General features: G+C 46.8%; 16 protein-coding genes. 8 read left to right on the top strand and 8 right to left on the bottom strand.

The genetic code is table 11. The features are described 5' to 3' along the window. The first annotated feature begins 9 nt into the window (after positions 1 to 9). The 8 genes from fni (at position 10) to NWE73_RS13540 (ending at position 11,315) form a co-directional block, all read left to right on the top strand. Entirely contained in the window at positions 10 to 1,173 is a 1,164-nt protein-coding gene (fni, locus tag NWE73_RS13575; RefSeq protein WP_277578881.1) for a type 2 isopentenyl-diphosphate Delta-isomerase, read from the top strand. A 38-nt stretch (positions 1,174 to 1,211) separates the two neighbouring features. Beyond that, complete coding sequence (locus tag NWE73_RS13570; RefSeq protein ID WP_277578880.1) at positions 1,212 to 2,546, top strand: hydroxymethylglutaryl-CoA reductase, degradative; 1,335 nt, start codon at positions 1,212 to 1,214, stop codon at positions 2,544 to 2,546. Between the two features lie 11 nt (positions 2,547 to 2,557). Further along, entirely contained in the window at positions 2,558 to 3,463 is a 906-nt protein-coding gene (locus NWE73_RS13565; protein WP_277578879.1) for a hypothetical protein, read from the top strand. Then, positions 3,460 to 4,440 (top strand): diphosphomevalonate decarboxylase, encoded by a 981-nt coding sequence (gene mvaD / locus NWE73_RS13560; protein WP_277578878.1) that lies wholly within the window; start codon positions 3,460 to 3,462, stop codon positions 4,438 to 4,440. Before NWE73_RS13565 ends, mvaD begins: the two co-directional genes overlap by 4 nt. Then, positions 4,430 to 5,329 carry a mevalonate kinase family protein gene (locus tag NWE73_RS13555; protein ID WP_277578877.1) on the top strand — a complete coding sequence of 300 codons (900 nt, stop codon included), beginning with the start codon at positions 4,430 to 4,432 and terminating at the stop codon, positions 5,327 to 5,329. The genes mvaD and NWE73_RS13555 overlap by 11 nt, the downstream gene beginning before the upstream one ends. A 140-nt stretch (positions 5,330 to 5,469) precedes the next feature. Then, entirely contained in the window at positions 5,470 to 8,052 is a 2,583-nt protein-coding gene (locus NWE73_RS13550; RefSeq protein ID WP_277578876.1) for an erythromycin esterase family protein, read from the top strand. Between the two features lie 23 nt (positions 8,053 to 8,075). Further along, positions 8,076 to 9,944, top strand: coding sequence for an ATP-dependent zinc metalloprotease FtsH (gene ftsH / locus NWE73_RS13545; RefSeq protein WP_277578875.1), 1,869 nt, complete (start codon positions 8,076 to 8,078; stop codon positions 9,942 to 9,944). Beyond that, entirely contained in the window at positions 9,945 to 11,315 is a 1,371-nt protein-coding gene (locus tag NWE73_RS13540) for a sensor histidine kinase (RefSeq protein ID WP_277578874.1), read from the top strand. It begins immediately after the preceding gene. Here NWE73_RS13540 and NWE73_RS13535 read toward each other — a convergent pair. From NWE73_RS13535 to rsmG, 8 genes are all read right to left on the bottom strand, one after another. After that, a complete protein-coding gene (locus NWE73_RS13535) occupies positions 11,289 to 11,693 on the bottom strand; it encodes a response regulator (protein WP_277578873.1) in 405 nt (134 codons plus the stop codon). The two genes, NWE73_RS13540 and NWE73_RS13535, sit on opposite strands and share 27 nt — an antisense overlap. A 63-nt stretch (positions 11,694 to 11,756) precedes the next feature. Then, complete coding sequence (locus NWE73_RS13530) at positions 11,757 to 12,998, bottom strand: ABC transporter permease (RefSeq protein WP_277578872.1); 1,242 nt, start codon at positions 12,996 to 12,998, stop codon at positions 11,757 to 11,759. Continuing rightward, complete coding sequence (locus tag NWE73_RS13525) at positions 12,995 to 13,600, bottom strand: ABC transporter ATP-binding protein (RefSeq protein ID WP_277578871.1); 606 nt, start codon at positions 13,598 to 13,600, stop codon at positions 12,995 to 12,997. The genes NWE73_RS13530 and NWE73_RS13525 overlap by 4 nt, the downstream gene beginning before the upstream one ends. 80 nt (positions 13,601 to 13,680) lie before the next feature. Beyond that, positions 13,681 to 14,331 carry a DNA alkylation repair protein gene (locus tag NWE73_RS13520; protein ID WP_277578870.1) on the bottom strand — a complete coding sequence of 217 codons (651 nt, stop codon included), beginning with the start codon at positions 14,329 to 14,331 and terminating at the stop codon, positions 13,681 to 13,683. Positions 14,332 to 14,383: 52 nt separating this feature from the next. After that, positions 14,384 to 15,142: a TrmH family RNA methyltransferase gene (locus NWE73_RS13515; protein ID WP_277578869.1), complete on the bottom strand. Its 759-nt coding sequence runs from the start codon at positions 15,140 to 15,142 to the stop codon at positions 14,384 to 14,386. Positions 15,143 to 15,154: 12 nt separating this feature from the next. Then, positions 15,155 to 15,607 carry a hypothetical protein gene (locus tag NWE73_RS13510; protein ID WP_277578868.1) on the bottom strand — a complete coding sequence of 151 codons (453 nt, stop codon included), beginning with the start codon at positions 15,605 to 15,607 and terminating at the stop codon, positions 15,155 to 15,157. Next, the gene (locus NWE73_RS13505) at positions 15,604 to 16,725 is read right to left on the bottom strand and encodes a winged helix-turn-helix domain-containing protein (RefSeq protein ID WP_277578867.1); all 1,122 of its coding nucleotides are present in this window, start codon (positions 16,723 to 16,725) and stop codon (positions 15,604 to 15,606) included. Before NWE73_RS13505 ends, NWE73_RS13510 begins: the two co-directional genes overlap by 4 nt. Positions 16,726 to 16,809: 84 nt before the next feature. Then, positions 16,810 to 17,703, bottom strand: coding sequence for a 16S rRNA (guanine(527)-N(7))-methyltransferase RsmG (gene rsmG, locus NWE73_RS13500; protein ID WP_277578866.1), 894 nt, complete (start codon positions 17,701 to 17,703; stop codon positions 16,810 to 16,812). Between the last annotated feature and the right edge of the window lie 46 nt (positions 17,704 to 17,749).

The following is a 17,749-nucleotide window of genomic DNA, read 5'->3' as shown; positions in this document are numbered from 1 at the left end:
CTTTGCGCTATGAAAGAGTCCGAATCAAGTTCCCAGTTCGAGACCAGAAAACGCGATCATATTAAGATCGCGTTGGATTCAAGGTCTCAAACTGAAGGACAAAACGGATTGGACTCGATCGAACTAATTCATGAGGCTCTGCCTGAGTTAGATTATAAAGAGGTCGATATTTCGACCTCTTTCTTTTTTTCTGGAAACGCATCTCAAAAAACGCATTCCAAAACAGATGCCATTTCTTTGAAGCTCTCGTCTCCTATTTTCATTTCCTCCATGACTGCGGGCCATGAACACGGCCGACAAATCAACGAAGCTCTGGCTCGTTTGAGTGATCGTCGTCAGATTTTGATGGGCGTAGGTTCGCAACGTCGCGAACTGAATGATTCCAATGCCGCCGAAGAGTGGGCGCAGGTTCGCAAGCAAGCACCTCGCGCACGTCTCCTTGGAAATATTGGAATCACTCAGTTGATTAAAACTCCCATTGATAAGATTCAAAAACTCATTGAGGCCACCGAAGCAGTTGCTTTGTTTGTGCATCTCAATCCTCTGCAAGAGGTGTTGCAGCCGGAAGGAACTCCGTCGTTTAAAGACGGCCTTCAGGCTATTGAAAATCTTGTCAAAATTGCCGGTATTCCGGTCATTGTGAAGGAAGTGGGCTGCGGGTTCTCGGCAGAGACTTTAAAGCGTCTTCACAATACGGGAATCTTTGCCGTGGATGTCTCTGGCAAAGGGGGCACTCACTGGGGGCGAGTTGAGGGGTATCGTTCGCAACCAGAGCAGATGCTCTATAAAGTTGCGCAGACTTTTCAAAACTGGGGCATTAGTACCGTTCAGTCGATGCTAAATGCTAAGGAAGCTGCTAAAGGTAATCCAAGATCTTATGAAGTTTGGGCATCCGGCGGCGTGAGAAATGGTTTAGAAGTTGGTAAGCTTGTGGCATTGGGAGCGCAGAAGGTGGGGATTGCAAAACCTTTCCTTGAAGCGGCTTTACTGGGGCAAAATTCAGATCAGCTTCTTCAGCCCGATAAGGCTGAACAAAATATTCGGCCCGAACAAGCCGATCAAAATTTGGAAGACTTGCTCAACAGGCTTGAGACCGAACTGAAGATCACAATGTTCTGTACGGGTTGCCGTACACTTCAGGATTTGCAAACGAAGCCCGTCATACAGGCGTAATAAGCCCGTCAAACGGACGGAATTAAAAAGGTGATTCAATGAAAAAACAACTTCAAGATGTTTTTAAAGGATTCTCCAAACTTTCCCGCGAAGAAAGATTGAAGGCATTGCGCGAAGTAGGCGCTTTGCAAGATTCAGATATCGACTATCTTTCTAAAGGTGGTCTTCGTGATACGTCTTTGGGCGAAAAGTTCATCGAAAACGTGATCGGCTATTTCCAGATGCCTTTGGGTGTAGCGACCAATTTCCGTATTGATGGCAAAGACTTCGTGATTCCGATGGCTGTTGAGGAAACCTCTATTGTCGCGGCAGTTTGCAAAAGCGCTAAGTGGATCCGTGAATCGGGCTCTATTACCACGGAAGTTGTGGGCTCTGATATCATTGGCCAAATTCAAATTGCGAAAGTGAAAAGCTTTGCTGATTTTGAAAAACAAATTCTTTCTCAAAAAAATTATATGATCGAGATCGCCAATCGCGAAGTGGCTTTTGGGCTGGTTCGCCGTGGCGGTGGAGTTCGCGATATCCAGGTTCGCAGAGTGCCTCGCGGCGATGGCACCGACATGGCGGTGGTTCACGTTTTGATGGATCCTTGCGATGCGATGGGTGCGAATATCATGAACCAAGTATGTGAATACTTGAAAGAACCGATCGAGCAATTCACCGGCGAAAAAGTGACAATGTGTATCCTTTCCAATCTGGTCGACACCAAAGTCACCAGAGCCGTTGTTCACATCAAAGACATTGATCCCGTGTTGGCTGAAAAAATCGAAGAAGCTTCTTTATTTGCCCAACAAGATCCTTATCGTGCAGCGACCAATAACAAAGGCGTCTTGAATGGTATCGATCCCGTGTTGGTGGCGACGGGCAATGACTGGCGTGCCGTGGAAGCGGGTATTCACGCTTATGCTTGCCGAGATGGTCAGTATCGCTCTATCACACGCTGGTACCGTGATAACGGCGGCTTGACGGGTGTGTTTGAGGCTCCTCTGGTGGTCGGTACTGTAGGTGGCGTGACAGCTCTTCATCCCACAGCAATGTTGTGCATGAAAATGCTCGGGACATCTTCGGCGAACGAATTATCTCGTGTTATCGCAGCAGTTGGATTGGTGCAGAATCTGGGCGCTTTGAAAGCTCTTACGACCGTAGGAATTATCGAAGGCCATATGAAGCTTCATACTAAAAATCTTGCTCTAGGTGCCGGCGCAGAAGAACGCGAAATTCCTATGGTGCAAAAGAAACTTGAAGAGATTCTTGCCATTCGTAAGCGCATATCACTGAGCAATGCGATTGACGTTCTTAAAGAACTTCGTGCGGGTCAAATGTCTGTGACCAGTTCGACTGCGACGTCTTCATCGACGCATCAGCACTCCTAAGGAGTCCATCCTTGGCGTTAGTCTTTTCAATTCCCGGCAAGACTTTTTTGTTAGGTGAGTATTTGGCTCTTCACGGAGGGCCAACGCTCGTTGCGTTGACGCAGCCGAATTTTGAATTGATTGCGCACAAAGGATCAGGCTCATTGGGGACGATTCATTCGGACTCTCCTGCTGGAAAATTCATTTCTACTTATCCAGACTATTTCCGCCAATTTGACTTGGAATTTAAAGACCCTTATCAAGGTAAGGGTGGCTTTGGTGCCTCCACAGCTCAGTTTCTGGGTGTTTATTCTTTGTGGCTTTATAAAGAAGCTCACCACCAGGACATGCATAAGCTTGTGGACCTCAGGCATTTGCTCGAGGCCTACAATAAAGTTGCATGGAATGGGCAGGGGTTTCCTCCCAGTGGGGCAGATCTGGTTGGGCAAGTGAAGGGCTCTTTGACTTTCTTTGAGAAAAAGAAAGGTTTGGTTTCTGTCGCGAGCTGGCCTTTTGCAGATCTTGAGTTCTATTTGATCCATACAGGCAACAAGCTGGCAACTCATGAGCATTTGCGTGCCCTGGGGGATTTTGATTCTTCAGGTTTGGAGAAAAGCTTTGCAATCGCGAAAAGCTCTTTTGAAACACATCAAAGTGAAATGTTTGTCGAAGCTGTGAATCTTTATGCCATGAATCTTCAAGCCCTGGGCTTTACTTGTGAGCCGACGTTGAAGCTTTTGGCGGATATCCGCAAACATTCTGGGATCAAGGCGATCAAAGGCTGCGGGGCTTTAGGAGTGGATGTTTTGTTTGCTGTTGTGGCCAAAGAGCAATCCCAAGAGTTAAAAAATTACTGTCAGAAAAATGGCCTTTCTATTGTGGCCTCTCACCACCAGATCTCTTCAGGTGAACAAGTGAGTGTGAAGGAGAACCTATGAATTCAGTTTTAGTTTCGGCACCCTCGAATATTGCGTTGATCAAATATATGGGGAAGATCGAAGGTTCGGGGAACAAACCCACCAATGGTTCTTTGTCTTATACTTTGGAAAACCTGAAAACATTCGTGCGTTTGACGGCCATCGAAGGGGCTCAGGATCAGTGGAAGGCCTTGGTGCGTGAGGACCTGGAGCCATTGAATCTGTCTGAAAAAGGTCAGCAAAGATTCTTGAAGCACTTGCAGACCCTTAAAGACAAATGGGGTATTCAGAAATCTTTCCTCGTGGAATCAGCCAACAATTTTCCATCAGACTGCGGTCTGGCGAGTTCCGCTTCGAGTTTCGCGGCATTGACTTTGGCTGCAGCGGAAATGTTTCAGGCCATGAATCCTCAACCTTGGGGAACCGACAAAAAAACTCTTTCAGAACTTTCTCGTCAAGGATCAGGCTCTTCTTGCCGGTCTTTGTTTAGTCCCTGGGTATTGTGGCAGCACGAATACGCGGAACCCATGGGTCTTGAGATGAAAGATATGCATCACATTGTGGTCGTCGTGGAAGATTCTAAAAAAGAAGTTTCCAGTTCAGAAGCCCATAAGCTTGTGACCACCAGTCCAAAATTTGTTGGTCGTCCAGAACGTGCAGAGATCCGCTTGAAGGATCTGGTGCATGCTTTGCGCTTCAATGACTGGCATATGGCTCGTCAAATTGTTTGGGACGAGTTCATTGATATGCATCGTTTGTTTGAAACCAGCACGCCGGCATTTTCTTATATGACCGATGGATCGAAGGCCGTCTTGGAAGATTGCCAAAAGTTCTGGAATCGTTGGCAGGATGGTCCCTTGGTGACCATGGATGCGGGTGCAAATGTGCATATGCTCTTTAGAAACGATCAGAAGAAATCTTTCGCTGAGTACCGCGAACATTTCGCAAAGTCTTTCAAGGTATTGGCTTTTGAAGGTGTGAAAAGCGATGTCCACTGATTTTTCTTGTGATTTTTTTTGTAGGGCCTATGGCAAATGGATTCTGGCGGGGGAACACGCGGTCTTGCGTGGTGTTCCGGCGCTGGTTTTTCCCATTCGCTCTCGCGCTTTGGAATTGCACTATACTAAAGGGACCCAGGCTCTTGAATTGCATCTTGAAGGCGATCATGGGCCCGATTTGCAGTTACTGGTGTGGGGAGTTCTAGAAAAGGCCTGCGAGATGAAAAAGATCTCGCGACAGGACTTGAAGGGGTATATCTCCATTGAATCTTCGATACCGGTGGGGGCTGGTATGGGAGCTTCGGCGGCTCTTTGTGTGGCGCTGACTCGGTGGCTGGGTTATTTAGGCCATGTTCAAGAGATTGAATTTTATGAATTTGCCCGTTCTTTAGAAAACCTTTTCCATGGTGAAAGCAGCGGTGTTGATATTGCGGTGGCTTTGTCAGGGGAAGGTTTGCGTTTCGTCAGAGATGGCGCCCGCACTTCATTGCAAACCACGTGGCAGCCTTGCTGGTATATTTCATATACGGGTAAAAGAGGTGTGACCGTGGATGCCGTCAATAAAGTGAAGGCCTTGATCGCTGCGGATCCTTCTCGGGGTGCCGCCATCGATCAGCAAATGCATAAGGCGGTCGATATAGCACAAGAAGCTCTTTTCGCGAATGCGACTGAAGGTCTTTCACTGCTTAAAGAAGCTATCAATTTGGCAGGTCAATGTTTTGAGCAGTGGAACTTGAATGAAGGGGCTCCTGCAAAACATATCCAATGGTTGCGCGAGAATGGCGCAGTGGCCGTGAAGCCTACCGGCTCTGGCGGTGGTGGCTATGTGTTGTCTCTTTGGGAAAAAGAGCCTAGTGCGGAAGTTCTGCAAGAACTCATTCCTTGTTAATGGTCATTTAAAAAAAAACAGCATATTTTTAAGATAAATCTGCAGCTTCTCAATGTTGCAGAGGGTGTTTTTTGATTTAAAGCACAGGCTCCTCCATTCTCGAAAAAAAAGCGTAAGGTGATGAAATATGCGAGGATTGTATGGCTATATTTCAAGATCGCCACGAAGCCGGGGAAGCACTCGGAAGAAAATTACTTTCTTATAAAGAAGAAAATCCACTGATATTAGCAATACCTCGAGGTGGAGTCCCTATCGCAGCGGCAGTGGCAAAAATTCTTGGTGCTGACATGGATCTTTTGATGGTGAAGAAGATCGGTGCTCCCAATAATCCCGAACTTGCAATTGGAGCGGTCAGTGAAAGTGGTGAGCCTTGGCTGAATAAAAAGTTAATTCGCCGACTTAATGTGAATACCAAAAAAATTGAAGCGACTTTAGCTGAAAAGACCTCTGAAGTGCGCAATCAGATGAAGAAATTTAGAGGGGATTCACCTATAAAGGAAGTCAAGGGCCGCACTCTGATTGTGGTGGATGACGGCATTGCCACGGGGGCGACTCTGCAGGCGGCTGTGGAACTTTTAAAAACCAGAAAACCTAAGAAAATTATTGTAGCGGCTCCCGTGGCGCCAAAGTCCTCTGTGGAGGAAATTCTGCGCGTCGCCGACGAAGTGATATGCTTGGAAACTCCGGAGCCGTTCCATGCCGTTGGCAATTTTTATCACGACTTCACTCAGGTCGAGGATGAAGATGTTTTGGCCTATCTGCACCCGCAACAGGCAAAACCATTTGAAGCAGAGCAATTGGAAATTCAATTTCATGATGGGGAAAAGGTCTTAAAAGCAGACCTGGCCACGGTCAAAGATATGAAATGTTTGATTGTCTTCTCTCACGGCAGTGGCAGTAGTCGCCTTAGTCCGCGCAATCGCTTTGTTGCGAAGGAATTGAACAAAATCGGATTTGGGACTTTGTTGGCTGATCTGCTGACCCAAGAAGAGGACAAGGATAGAAAAAATGTTTTTGACGTGGATCTTTTGGTTTCCAGAACTCTTAAAGCCACCGAAGCAGGACTGCACAAAATCGGAAACATGGATTTGCCGCTGGGATTCTTTGGCGCCAGTACCGGGGCCGCCGCGGCCTTGGGGGCCGCCGCCAAAACCCATCGCAAAGTTTTTGCAGTCGTCAGTCGCGGGGGGCGTCCAGATTTAGCGGCTAGTTATTTTAGGCAAGTCAAAGTGCCAACACTCTTGATTGTGGGTGGAGAAGATCACCAGGTGATTGCTCTCAATGAAAAAGCTGCCCGAGAACTTCTGGCAGTAAAAACAGTCATTGTTCCCGGAGCCACGCATTTGTTTGAAGAGCCCGGTGCCTTGGAAGAAGTTGTCGAGTATGCGGCAGATTGGTTCTTGGAGCTGTATCCGCATCAAGTTGTCGGTAAAGCACCTCAGGAAAATGTTGTTCATGTGATGGAAGACTTGGCTCATCCCATCAAGGCGGATGGGGACTGGGAAGATTTAATTAGAAAAATTGCGAAGTCCCGAATCGTGATGCTCGGCGAGGCCTCCCATGGCAGTGCCGAATTCTACACAGTTCGCCGCATGATCTCAGAAAGACTGATCCGCGATCACGGCTTTGATTTTATCGCCGTGGAGGGAGATTGGCCTGACTGTCAAAAGTTGCATGATTATATTCGAACGGGCGAGGGAAAGAGTGCTAAAGACATCATGCGACGCTTTGAGCGTTGGCCCACCTGGATGTGGGCGAACGATGAAGCTGCGACGATGATTGAGTGGATGCAAAGCTATCAAGCGGGCTTTTACGGCTTGGATGTCTATTCACTGTTTGAATCCATGGATTATGTGATGGCTTACACTAAACAAGTCGACACTGGTTTGGCGAAAGAAATTAAATCCAACTATTCTTGCTTTGAGCCCTTCCGTAAGAATGAAAAAGCCTACGCGAAGTTTCTTATGGAGTTTGAAGAGGGCTGTAAGGGTGAGGTGATGGAGTCACTGCAAAAAATGCTTCGGCTCCGAGTGGAAAAAATCAATACGGCCCATAGAGATCTGTTTAATGCGCAACAGAATGCCCGGATTGTGAAGAATGCTGAAGACTACTATCGAGCGATGTTGTTTGGGGGGGCTGAGTCCTGGAACGTTCGGGATCGTCACATGATGGAAACTCTCGAGATATTACTGAATCGAAAAAAAGACAGTAAGTGCATTGTATGGGCGCACAACAGCCATATCGGTGACTATCACGCCACTGATATGCTGGAAGAAGGCTATGTCAACCTAGGCGGCTTGGCGCGGGAAAAGTTTGGATTGGATCAAGTGTCCTTGGTGGGATTTGGAACTTATCAAGGGGAGGTTCTGGCAAGCCCGGCTTGGGATGGTCCGGAAACAGTCACGAAGTTACCGGCGGCCAAAGAGGGCTCTTTTGAAAACTATTGTCACAAGGTTTCACAGGACTTGCGAGCTCCCAGATTCTACATGAATTTTGATTCAGAGGCGCGTAAGTCTGTTCTGGGGACACGCCGGTATGGGCACAGAGCGGTGGGCGTCGTTTATGATCCTCGCTTTGAAGCTCATGGCAGAAACTATGTTCCGACAGTGATCGCCCAACGTTATGACTCCTTTGTATTTATCGATAAAACATCAGCATTGCGGGCAATTCCAACTTTGAAAAACTGGGGAGATTTCCCAGAAACTTGGCCAGCAGGAATTTGATCCTGAGTTCAGGAGGCAGCACTGTGTTTAAGGACGGAAGATATAATGTTCTATTGATGTTTTTCGCGTTCCTTCTAGTGTTCCTTTTGCAGAACATTTGGATGCAAGCATCCCGGGTCGAGTCCATTCCCTACAGTGAGTTTGAAACCCTCGTGAAGTCCCATGAGGTCGATAATCTTGTTCTGACTGAAAAGTATATTCGCGGTGATTTTAAGTCAGCGCGGCCCAGTAAGAAGAATCAGTTTATCACGGTCCGAGTGGAGCCCGAGTTGGCAAAATCATTGGAGGGCAGCGGTGTCACTTATTCGCGTGAAATAGAAAGTTCATTCTTCCGGGATATCCTTTCCTGGACATTGCCGGCGTTGATATTCATTGGGCTTTGGATCTTTGTCAGTCGGCGAATCATGGAGCGCGGAGGAGGCGTTGGTGGTTTGATGAGTGTTGGTAAAAGCCGGGCAAAACTTTATGTCGAAACAGAAGTGAAAACCACCTTTGATGATGTAGCAGGTGTCGATGAGGCGAAAGCAGAGCTGCGGGAGGTTGTGGAGTTTCTAAAGAATCCCTTCGATTATGAACGTTTGGGTGCGCGCATGCCCAAGGGGATTCTTCTGATTGGACCTCCGGGAACGGGTAAAACCATGTTGGCAAAAGCCGTGGCGGGGGAAGCGAAGGTGCCGTTTTTCTCGATTAGCGGATCGGAATTTGTCGAATTGTTTGTCGGGGTCGGTGCGGCTCGCGTTCGGGATCTTTTCGAACAAGCCCGTAAGCAAGCACCTTGTATCATCTTTATTGATGAGTTGGATGCGCTGGGAAAAGTGCGTGCCCCAGGAATGCTGTCTGGCGGCCATGATGAGAAAGAACAAACTTTGAATCAACTGCTGGCCGAGTTGGATGGGTTTGATACAAAGTCTGGAGTGGTCCTGTTAGGAGCGACAAATCGCCCTGAAGTCCTGGATCCGGCCTTGCTGCGATCGGGACGTTTTGATCGTCAAGTATTAGTGGATCGACCCGATAAAGCGGGACGTGAAGCCATTCTAAAAGTGCACTTAAAGAAAATTAAAATTCACGAGTCAGTCAATTTGGAACATATCGCAAGTCTCACGCCGGGTTTTACCGGTGCGGATCTTGCGAACCTCGTCAATGAAGCGGCTTTGATAGCAACCCGAAGAAAATCGAATGCGGTTGAAGAAGAAGATTTTGTGATGGCGATGGAAAGAATCGTCGCCGGTCTGGAAAAGAAAAATAAACTTCTTAACCCTAAGGAGCGCAGAATTGTCGCCTTTCATGAAATGGGACACACCTTGGTTGCCTGTGCCTTGCCGGATATGGATAAAGTTCAAAAAGTTTCCATCATTCCCCGAGGGATTGGGTCCTTGGGTTATACCATCCAACGACCTTTGGAAGATCGCTATTTGATGACCCAAAAAGAGTTGCAAAACAAGATGGCCGTGTTGATGGGAGGACGAGTCGCCGAAAGTTTGATTTTTGATGAGATCTCGACCGGAGCGGCTGATGACTTGGTGAAAGTGACAAATATCGCAGAAGCTTTGGTTACAAAATACGGGATGAGCCGAAGTGTCGGTAATGTCATCTTTGAACAACAAGGAGCGACTTTTCTGGAAGGTTCATTCCCAAATGTGACTCATCGGGATCGCAGTGAGGAGAGTGCTAAGTTGATTGACTCTGAAATTAAACGAGTGATTGAGGAAGCAACTACAAAGACCCGGAAAATTTTGGAGGCGAATCGGGGGATTTTAGAAAAAGGGGCGCAACTTTTGTTGGAGAAGGAGACCTTGTTAGAGGCAGATATTAAAACACTGATTAAAGATCTGGTTGTAGAAGAAGGAGCGTCAGAGCGAATTAGTCGGACTGATGAGAATCGAGTTTTATAAATGAGGAAACGAACTCAAACAGTTTTAGACAGTCTTAACCTGGATCTGTGTCGGCGAAGCGTTCAAGCGTCAGTGGCCTTCGCCCTGGCCTATATAGTTTTGATTTTTTGGCCGATAGTCACCAGTCCACAACTGATCGGGGTTCATCAGCTTTCAGTGGTGATTGCATTGATTGCAGTCAGTGCCCGCTTTGTTTTTGCTCGCAAGATTGTGAAATTGGGGCGATCTGGTTTGGAGAAGTGGGGGCGACTCCATATGCTGTCAATTATAGTGAGCACGACATTTTTGGGGGTGCTGTTCAGTTTAGGTTTTTATGACTCTCAAAATTCAGATGCAAAGATATTTTTCACATCATTCCTGATCAGCGCGATCATGTCTGCGTCCACGACATCAATAGCTTTGAATCCGCGTATTCAAAGCTATTTTTTAATCATGGTTGGGATTGTCCCCGGAACTGTTTTAGCTTTTTCAGAGCACATTGGGGAGCTTCCCTATAGAATATGGACTTTGTTGATATTTATCTTCGTCGTGTATATCTATGGAAATTCAAAACAGTTTTATCTTAATATGGCTTACCGCTATGAAACGGAAGAGGCCTTGAACGTTGAAAAGGCAAATTTAACCATGGCGGTTAAAAAACTCGAGAGCACACAAGAAGAGCTCCTCAATCAAAAGTCGCGGGCCGAGTACGCCGCGAAGTTGGCCTCTTTGGGAGAAATGGCAGGGGGGATCGCTCATGAGATCAATACGCCGCTCAATGTGATTTTATTGTCGACGGAACAGCAATTGGATATTCTAAATGACACATCTTTGGATGTTAAAGAGCTGCAGGCGTCGGTTAAAAAAGTTCAGGAGACGACCAATCGAATCGCGACCATCGTCAGAGGCTTGCGATCTTTTGCTCGTGACGGTGCCAAAGATCCTATAGAGGAAACAAAAGTCCAAACCATTGTGGAAAACACTTTGGCACTTTGTATTGAGAAATTTAAACTCAATAACGTCGATTTGCGGTTGCCGAATCCCTTCCCAGAGATCTCTTTGCATTGTCGTCCCGTGCAGATTTCGCAGGTGTTGCTGAATCTTCTGAATAATTCTTTTGAGGCCATTCGCGAGCTTCCCGAACGGTGGGTCTCTATGGAGGTCAGAATGATCAGTGGGGAAGTGGAAATCCGTATCACCGACAGTGGTCCTGGGATTCCTGATGAAATTCAGGCCGAAATTTTTCGACCTTTTTTTACCACCAAGGAAGTGGGAAAAGGCACGGGATTAGGTTTAAGTATCTCGCGTGGTCTTATCGAGGCGCATAAGGGACAGATGTATATCGACCCCCATCATCCGCACACATCATTCGTGATCAGGCTGCCAGTTTAGCGGGGAGATCGTTTGCTTTGCTTGAGCTTCCTTTACGATTTCGATGAGCTTTGTTTTGCTAATTGGTTTTGAGATAAACCCCATGCAATGAGGATTTTTCTTGAGTTCGGCCTCATCTCCACCGACGTACCCTGAGATAAATAAAACGGGAACGAATTGATTTTCCAGGCGAGAGACATTGCTCAATAGTTCAAAGCCGTCCCAGTCGGGCATGCGAATGTCACTGATAACAAGATCAGGCCGGCCTTCTTTGATCTTATTGAAAGCGTCTTTGCCATTTTCAGCAGTTTCAACAGTGAAGTTTTCACGCTTCAAGAAATAGCAAATCAGATCTCGTAAGTCTTTCTCGTCATCCACGACCAGGATTTTAAAGGACATGAGTGCTCTCCATCTATTTACAGTTTTGCAAACACTGTCACGTGGAGTCAGTTTACATCTCTGTTAGGAAATGTTTCTCAATGCTGTATGCACATCTTGGCGGTAGAGTCTCCATAAAGGCGGAAGGCTGGCAATGGCGATTGCCACCAAGGCCAGAAGACCTGTGACAAGAATGATCCACCAAGGCCAATTTGTTGCTGTGCTTTGGGGAAGTTGTGCGCCAGCAGTCGCAAGAATAAGAGGACTGATGGCCGCCTCAAAAATGGCAGCCACCAGAATTGAAACCAGTCCCATCCAAAGACCTTCAATCAAAAGCAGCTGAGTTAATTCTGCCCGGGCGTATCCTAAAGCGCGCAGTACAGCCAGTTCCAAGGAGCGTGCTTCCATGCGCGTAAAAAAGACCGCAAGGACCGTCAGTGTTGAAAGCAAAAGAAGAGTGCCGACAATCAGAAGTTGCAAGGTCTGACTTTGACCGGTGAGTTCTTGAAGATGTTGTTTTTCTTTATCCACAAATACCAACTGGGAGACAGTTCTTTGATTGATAAGTGTAGCAAGAGCCTCTTCCCCGCCGGGTTGAATATTCAATATAAAGTAACTCAGAATATGTGATCCCCAAATAGTCTGATAACCGGGAGTCTTGAGTACTGCATTTTGCGCAGTCATTAGGTTCGAGAAGATTCCACGATCCCAGGTTTTACCAGTGGCTTGAAGCAGGCCCACGACTTTTAAAGGGAAGGCGGAACTTTCGTAACTAGAACTATGAATCTTTGCGTGAACATAAATACTATCGCCGATTTTCAAAGACTCTGACTTGGCGACGTCCGCACCAAGCAGAATTTCGTTCAGGGCGGTGGGAAAAGTTCCTTCGCTGATTTTTGGTGCTGTCGGGCTTTCCTTGAAAGACAGAAGGCTTTCATCCGTGCCCATCATTTTAAAAGACTTATAGGTTCCGAAGACAAGGAGCGGGGTGATATGCGAGATCGTGAAAGCTTCCTTATAGTTTGCCTTATCTTCGAATTGAATGTCTTTTTTTGCTTTGAGAGTTTCATAAAGATTTTGTGGAAGGTAGGCCGGAACTTCCCCCTCAAAATTGAGTGCACCTAAAAGAATTTCGATGCCGCCGGATTTTGCACCTACCAAAGCATCACCCTGATCTGCGAGAGTATCAAATCTTGAATGCGACAGGATTTCCAGCTTCAGCAGAAGAGTGACTGAAGCAATGGCGAGGGCCAAAGCCAGGATGGTGACCGTGGTGGTGAAAAGATGTCTACGCAAATAGAGGTAGGAGAGTCGAAAAGGATTCATCGCAAAATTTCCTGAACAGAAAGAATTTTATCGAAGAACTTTTCAATCCGATGATCATGACTGACCATGATTAAGCTTTGTGTTCCAGATTTTCCTAGCAGCAGATTCATAACTTGCTCGGCATTGGTGTCGTCCAGACTGGAGGTTGGTTCATCCGCCAGGATCACTTCTGGATTTTGTGCCAGAACTCGCGCCACCGCAACTCGCTGTTGTTCACCCAGGCTTAGTTGTTGGGTGCGACGGTTGAACTTTTCCTGCAGGCCAACTTGCCTTAAGAGCCCTTTAGCGGATTCTTTGCTGGCACCTGAGAGCTCAATGTTTTCTTCGGCAGTAAGGTAGCTTAAAAGGTTTAAATTTTGAAAAACCAGGCCCATTTTATGACGGCGCAAATGACTGATATGGCTTTCAGAGAGTTTGGAGAGAGGTTGGTCATCCCACTGAACTTCGCCTTCTTGAGGACGGTAAAGCCCCGCAAGCAAATGCAGAAAGGTTGTCTTTCCAGTACCACTGGGGCCTTTGAGAAGTACCCGCTGTCCAGGGGAAAGCTTAAATTCTGAGACCTGAAAATAGGGTGTTCGAATCGCTTTGAGGCAAAGTTCCATACTGAAATGCTATGCCTGCCATTTTCAAATGGCAAACCTGATTTTGGCTAGTTTGCACTCCGGCTTCGCCGGAGTAGGAATTAACGAATCTTGAGTTTCAGATAGTGTTCGCGTTGCTTTGCGGGGAACTTTTCAATGGCGTAGCGAAGCATGGTTCGAGGCATTTTTGACGCATGCTGATCTAGGAATTTCATTTCCACTTTAACGTCTCGATTGCCGATCTCTCTGAGCATCCAACCCACAGCCTTATGAATGAGGTCATGTTCGTCATGGAGGAGTAATTTGGCAATTTTGAGCGTATCCTTGAAGTCCTGTTGGCGAAGGAAGTAAAAGGTCGACATGATTGCTATCCTGCGTTCCCAGAGATTCTTGGAATGTACCAGATCATATAAAAGAGAACGATCTTTGTCGTAAAGATAGGGTCCGAAAATGGATGGTGCTACTTGATCTACGAGGTCCCAGTTATTGATTCTTTTAATGTTCTTTAAAAGAAAGTTGAAGATCTTTGCCTTGCTCTTGTCGTCTGCAGATTTGAACTGCTCGGTCAAAATAAACAGACCAATCAGCCGTTCTTCGTGAATGTCGGACTTCAGGTACAGGGCGATCTCTTTAAAGGCCAGGTAAGCGTATTTTTTTGCGAGTTTTCTGGATTGTGGAACTGAAAGTCCGTAAAAAACATCGCCCTCGCCATACTGGTCTTTTCCGGTCTTAAAAAAAACGCTGCATGACAAGTGCGCGTTCGGGGCTTTTTAATTTTAAAATTTCGTCCCGCAGTTCCACAGATTATGCTTGAGAGTTCGAATAAGTAAACAGAGCAATCGAAGCGGCGACGGTGGCATTCAAAGACTCGACCCCTTGAGTGGGAACAGAGAGTCTTTGTAGACCTTTAATTCCACTGAAGCCAGGTCCTTCTTCGCCAATCACCAGTTGTAGATTCTTCGGCCATTTGAAGCGGCCGACATTTTCGCCCTTCATATCCAGGGCCCAGATGTTTTCGTTGCCAGCGATATATTCAGAAATTTTTCCGACTTTATAAAGTGGCAGCTTTAGAAGAGCTCCCGCGGAGGCCTTAATCGCCTTCGGATGATAAGGAGAACAGCTTTCCTCGGTAAGAAGAAGTTTGCTAACTCCAAATGCCAGGGCCGAACGCGCCAAGGCGCCAAGATTGCTGGGGTCCCCCAGCGGACAAACCAACTCGAGTCCTTGGATGGTGTGAGTCTGTGGAAGCGTTTCAATGGCTTTGGGTTCTAGAACCAAAAGATTGTAGTGCGTGCCAATAACATCCAACTCGTTGAACATGGCTTTAGGAAGTTTGTAGACAGGGATGCGCCCAAATTTCGCGGCAGCAGAGACCGGCGTGACCGAGCGCAGGTCCTCGTGAACGATCTCAGCTTTTACTTTAAAATTGGGATTGGCTAAGAATTCTTCAATGAGTTTTTCTCCCATAAGAATAAACTCATTGTGTTTCTTGATGCCACGAGAAGATGAAAGATCACTCCAGCGTTTAAAATGCTCATTACTTTTTGAAGTGATCTCGATCACGGCCGCGTTCCTCTAGTGTCTTTTGTAGAGTTTAAGATCGTAGTATCTGTCACCTGGGGCAGAAATACGAAGCTTGGTTCCTTCAGAATCTCTGAAGATCATAATCTGCTTGCTGGCATGGCCATCAAACAGAATTTCTCCGGCAAGAGAGTTTTTATGGAAAGCCAGCCAACCGTCAACTTTGTGAGTGCGAACCGCGTTGGATTGAATATGAATCGCCGCGAGGCCGCGTCCGTTCGCATTCATTTCAATTTGAATGAACCAGATAGTGTTGTGGCTGTAAGCAACCCATTCACCCGGAAGGTCTTCCATTTCCAGAGGCATTGTTGAAATGCTTACCGGCCATGGCGGTGAAATAGGATCAACGGGGCCACGTGCCCAAGCGGATGTTGCAATGAAGAGGCCTAATACGACAGTCAGGGCTGCTTGCACTCCGGCTTTGCCGGAGTAGGGACGTTGCTTCATACTTTGTGTTCCTCACGGGTTTTAACTTGAATCTGGGTTTGCGCGTTCAGGTAGTAACCCTTACGGTCGCGCAAAATGTATTTTGGACTTTCTGAATTTGGTTCCATCAAAAGGCGAAGACGCTTGATAGAAACGTAAATCAAATTGTCGTGGATATCGGGATCATAAGCTTGCTTCCAAATGATCTCGATCAAATCTTCTTTGCTATAGCGCATGCCTGGATTTTTTAGGAACAGGATCGCGAGCTCGAGCAAGATATGTTGATTGCGGAAATCGATATAGCCTTTGTCGCGCTCTCTGAGCAGGCTTTGTGACTCATCGAGAACGAAGTCGAAGGCGCTGACTGGTTTGCCAGAATAGTAGCTGCAGAATTCAGAAATCTGGCGGTAAAGACGAGGGTGTCTTTGGGCGCTCACTCCACGTAAAGCCAATTCAGAATACATCTGGAACAGGTCGTTGCGGTTTTGCTGTTTTTGCAGTCGGGCAATCTGGGCCAAGATCGTCGGCAGGGCCAATTGGTGGCCATGGTGCTGGGCTTTCTCGTAGGCTTGCCAGATCAATTCTTGCGCGCGTTCAAACTGATTGCGTTCCCCATTGATGAAAGAGCGATAGATCAAAGAAGTGATGCTTAGATCGTAAAGAGAAAGCTCTTGAATCATGATATCAAGTTTGTCGAGATACTCGACAGACTTGGCTAGGTTCTTATTTGCTTCGCGGGCATAGAAGAAGGAAGCCAAGGCTAATGATCGGGCAAGGCACTCGAGATTTTGCGTGCTGGCGCCCGTCGAGATGGAGTTCGCGATGGCCGTTTCGGCCTCTGGAGAATTCTTGATTAACAGATAGTGAGCCAGCAAGTATTGAGCAGAGGCTTTAGTGGGGCCTTCGCTGTCTTTTTCAAATTGCTGGAGGGGAGTCAAAAGAGCTTCGAACTCGAGCAAGCTGTCGAGTTCGTTATTTGCCAGCAAAAGGATGCGGGCGGCCTCAAGCCAATCGGAGAAGTTTTTTTGTGAAAGACTGTCCTGAGCTGCTGTTTTGGCAGAAACAGACGCCTCCATAAAGTGCCCTTTTTGGTACTCAAGCTGGGCTATTTTAATGAGGTGGTTTGTCGTCTGCTTCATCGAGGGGGCAGTGATAGCCCCGCCCCAGAGTTGAGTCAATATCTTAAAATCTCTTACTAAATTTTATACCAAAAAAATCTCGCACTACTTGTAGTGAGCCCAGCGGCGCTTTTCCTCGCCGGAAAGCTCTTCCAGCAACAGATCCTCGCCTTCGTCCTCAGTCGGCAATTCCATGTGTTTGATCTTTTCATAGATCACCAAACGGCGGTCATGGGGAGTTTCAGGTAAAGAATAGGCAATATTTTCGACGAGTTTGTAGTACTCAGACCAGTTTTTCTTGGCCATTTCGATCTCAGGATCTACACCAGGGCCCTTCATAAAATAAACGCGGCCGCCAAGTTGTAAGCAGCTGATAACATTGCCCAGAGTGTTACCGATATCTTCGACAGCGCGAGTAATCACGCCATTCACTGGATAGACGAAGTTTTTATTGATGTTGCGACCCACGATGTCCAGATTTTTGAGGTTCATCTCTGAACGCACATGTTTTAGGAACTCGACTCGGCGTTGGACGCCCTCTCCCAAAAGAATTTTTTCCTCTGGGAACATGATTTTCAAAGGGATGCCAGGGAAGCCAGGTCCCGTACCGACGTCAATCAGCGGGAATTGCAGCTTGGTGTACTTCAAAATGATGATGCTATCGATGAAATGCTTGATCGCGATATCTTTGAGCTTCAAGAGGCGTGTGAAGTTTTCCTTCTCTTGATTGAGCATCAAGAGGCGATAGAAATGCGCAAGTTTTAAGCGTTGTTCATGGCTGACCATATCAAAGCTGTGATTGCGGAAGATATCGTAAAGGCGATCGTTGGCTTCATGGACCTCGTAGATCGTTTCAGGCTTCTTATGGCGCCCCTGATTGGAACTGACAGCTGTAGGAGCTGCTTTTCCGTCTTTTTTGCCGCTTTTTTCCAAAGATTTTTTACGTTCTTCTTGGCGGGCTTTATAGGGACTGTAGTTGTTTTGATTCTTATGAGCCATGGACGGGGGAAGATAGGGTTAAAGGCCCCAAAGCTCAAGCCTTTTT

It is taken from the genome of Bdellovibrio svalbardensis, from assembly GCF_029531655.1.
GTDB lineage: Bacteria > Bdellovibrionota > Bdellovibrionia > Bdellovibrionales > Bdellovibrionaceae > Bdellovibrio > Bdellovibrio svalbardensis.
The sequence above is the reverse complement of the archived record's forward strand: the minus strand, read 5'-3'. Positions and strand labels throughout refer to the sequence as shown.

Bases quoted from the DNA above. Each gene is read 5' to 3' on its own strand.
- fni (WP_277578881.1), top strand. From the start codon at position 10: ATGAAAGAGTCCGAATCAAGTTCCCAGTTCGAGACCAGAAAACGCGAT.
- NWE73_RS13570 (WP_277578880.1), top strand. From the start codon at position 1,212: ATGAAAAAACAACTTCAAGATGTTTTTAAAGGATTCTCCAAACTTTCC.
- mvaD (WP_277578878.1), top strand. From the start codon at position 3,460: ATGAATTCAGTTTTAGTTTCGGCACCCTCGAATATTGCGTTGATCAAA.
- NWE73_RS13555 (WP_277578877.1), top strand. From the start codon at position 4,430: ATGTCCACTGATTTTTCTTGTGATTTTTTTTGTAGGGCCTATGGCAAA.
- NWE73_RS13550 (WP_277578876.1), top strand. From the start codon at position 5,470: ATGGCTATATTTCAAGATCGCCACGAAGCCGGGGAAGCACTCGGAAGA.
- NWE73_RS13540 (WP_277578874.1), top strand. From the start codon at position 9,945: ATGAGGAAACGAACTCAAACAGTTTTAGACAGTCTTAACCTGGATCTG.
- NWE73_RS13535 (WP_277578873.1), bottom strand. From the start codon at position 11,693: ATGTCCTTTAAAATCCTGGTCGTGGATGACGAGAAAGACTTACGAGAT.
- NWE73_RS13530 (WP_277578872.1), bottom strand. From the start codon at position 12,998: ATGAATCCTTTTCGACTCTCCTACCTCTATTTGCGTAGACATCTTTTC.
- NWE73_RS13525 (WP_277578871.1), bottom strand. From the start codon at position 13,600: ATGGAACTTTGCCTCAAAGCGATTCGAACACCCTATTTTCAGGTCTCA.
- NWE73_RS13510 (WP_277578868.1), bottom strand. From the start codon at position 15,607: ATGAAGCAACGTCCCTACTCCGGCAAAGCCGGAGTGCAAGCAGCCCTG.
- NWE73_RS13505 (WP_277578867.1), bottom strand. From the start codon at position 16,725: ATGAAGCAGACGACAAACCACCTCATTAAAATAGCCCAGCTTGAGTAC.
- rsmG (WP_277578866.1), bottom strand. From the start codon at position 17,703: ATGGCTCATAAGAATCAAAACAACTACAGTCCCTATAAAGCCCGCCAA.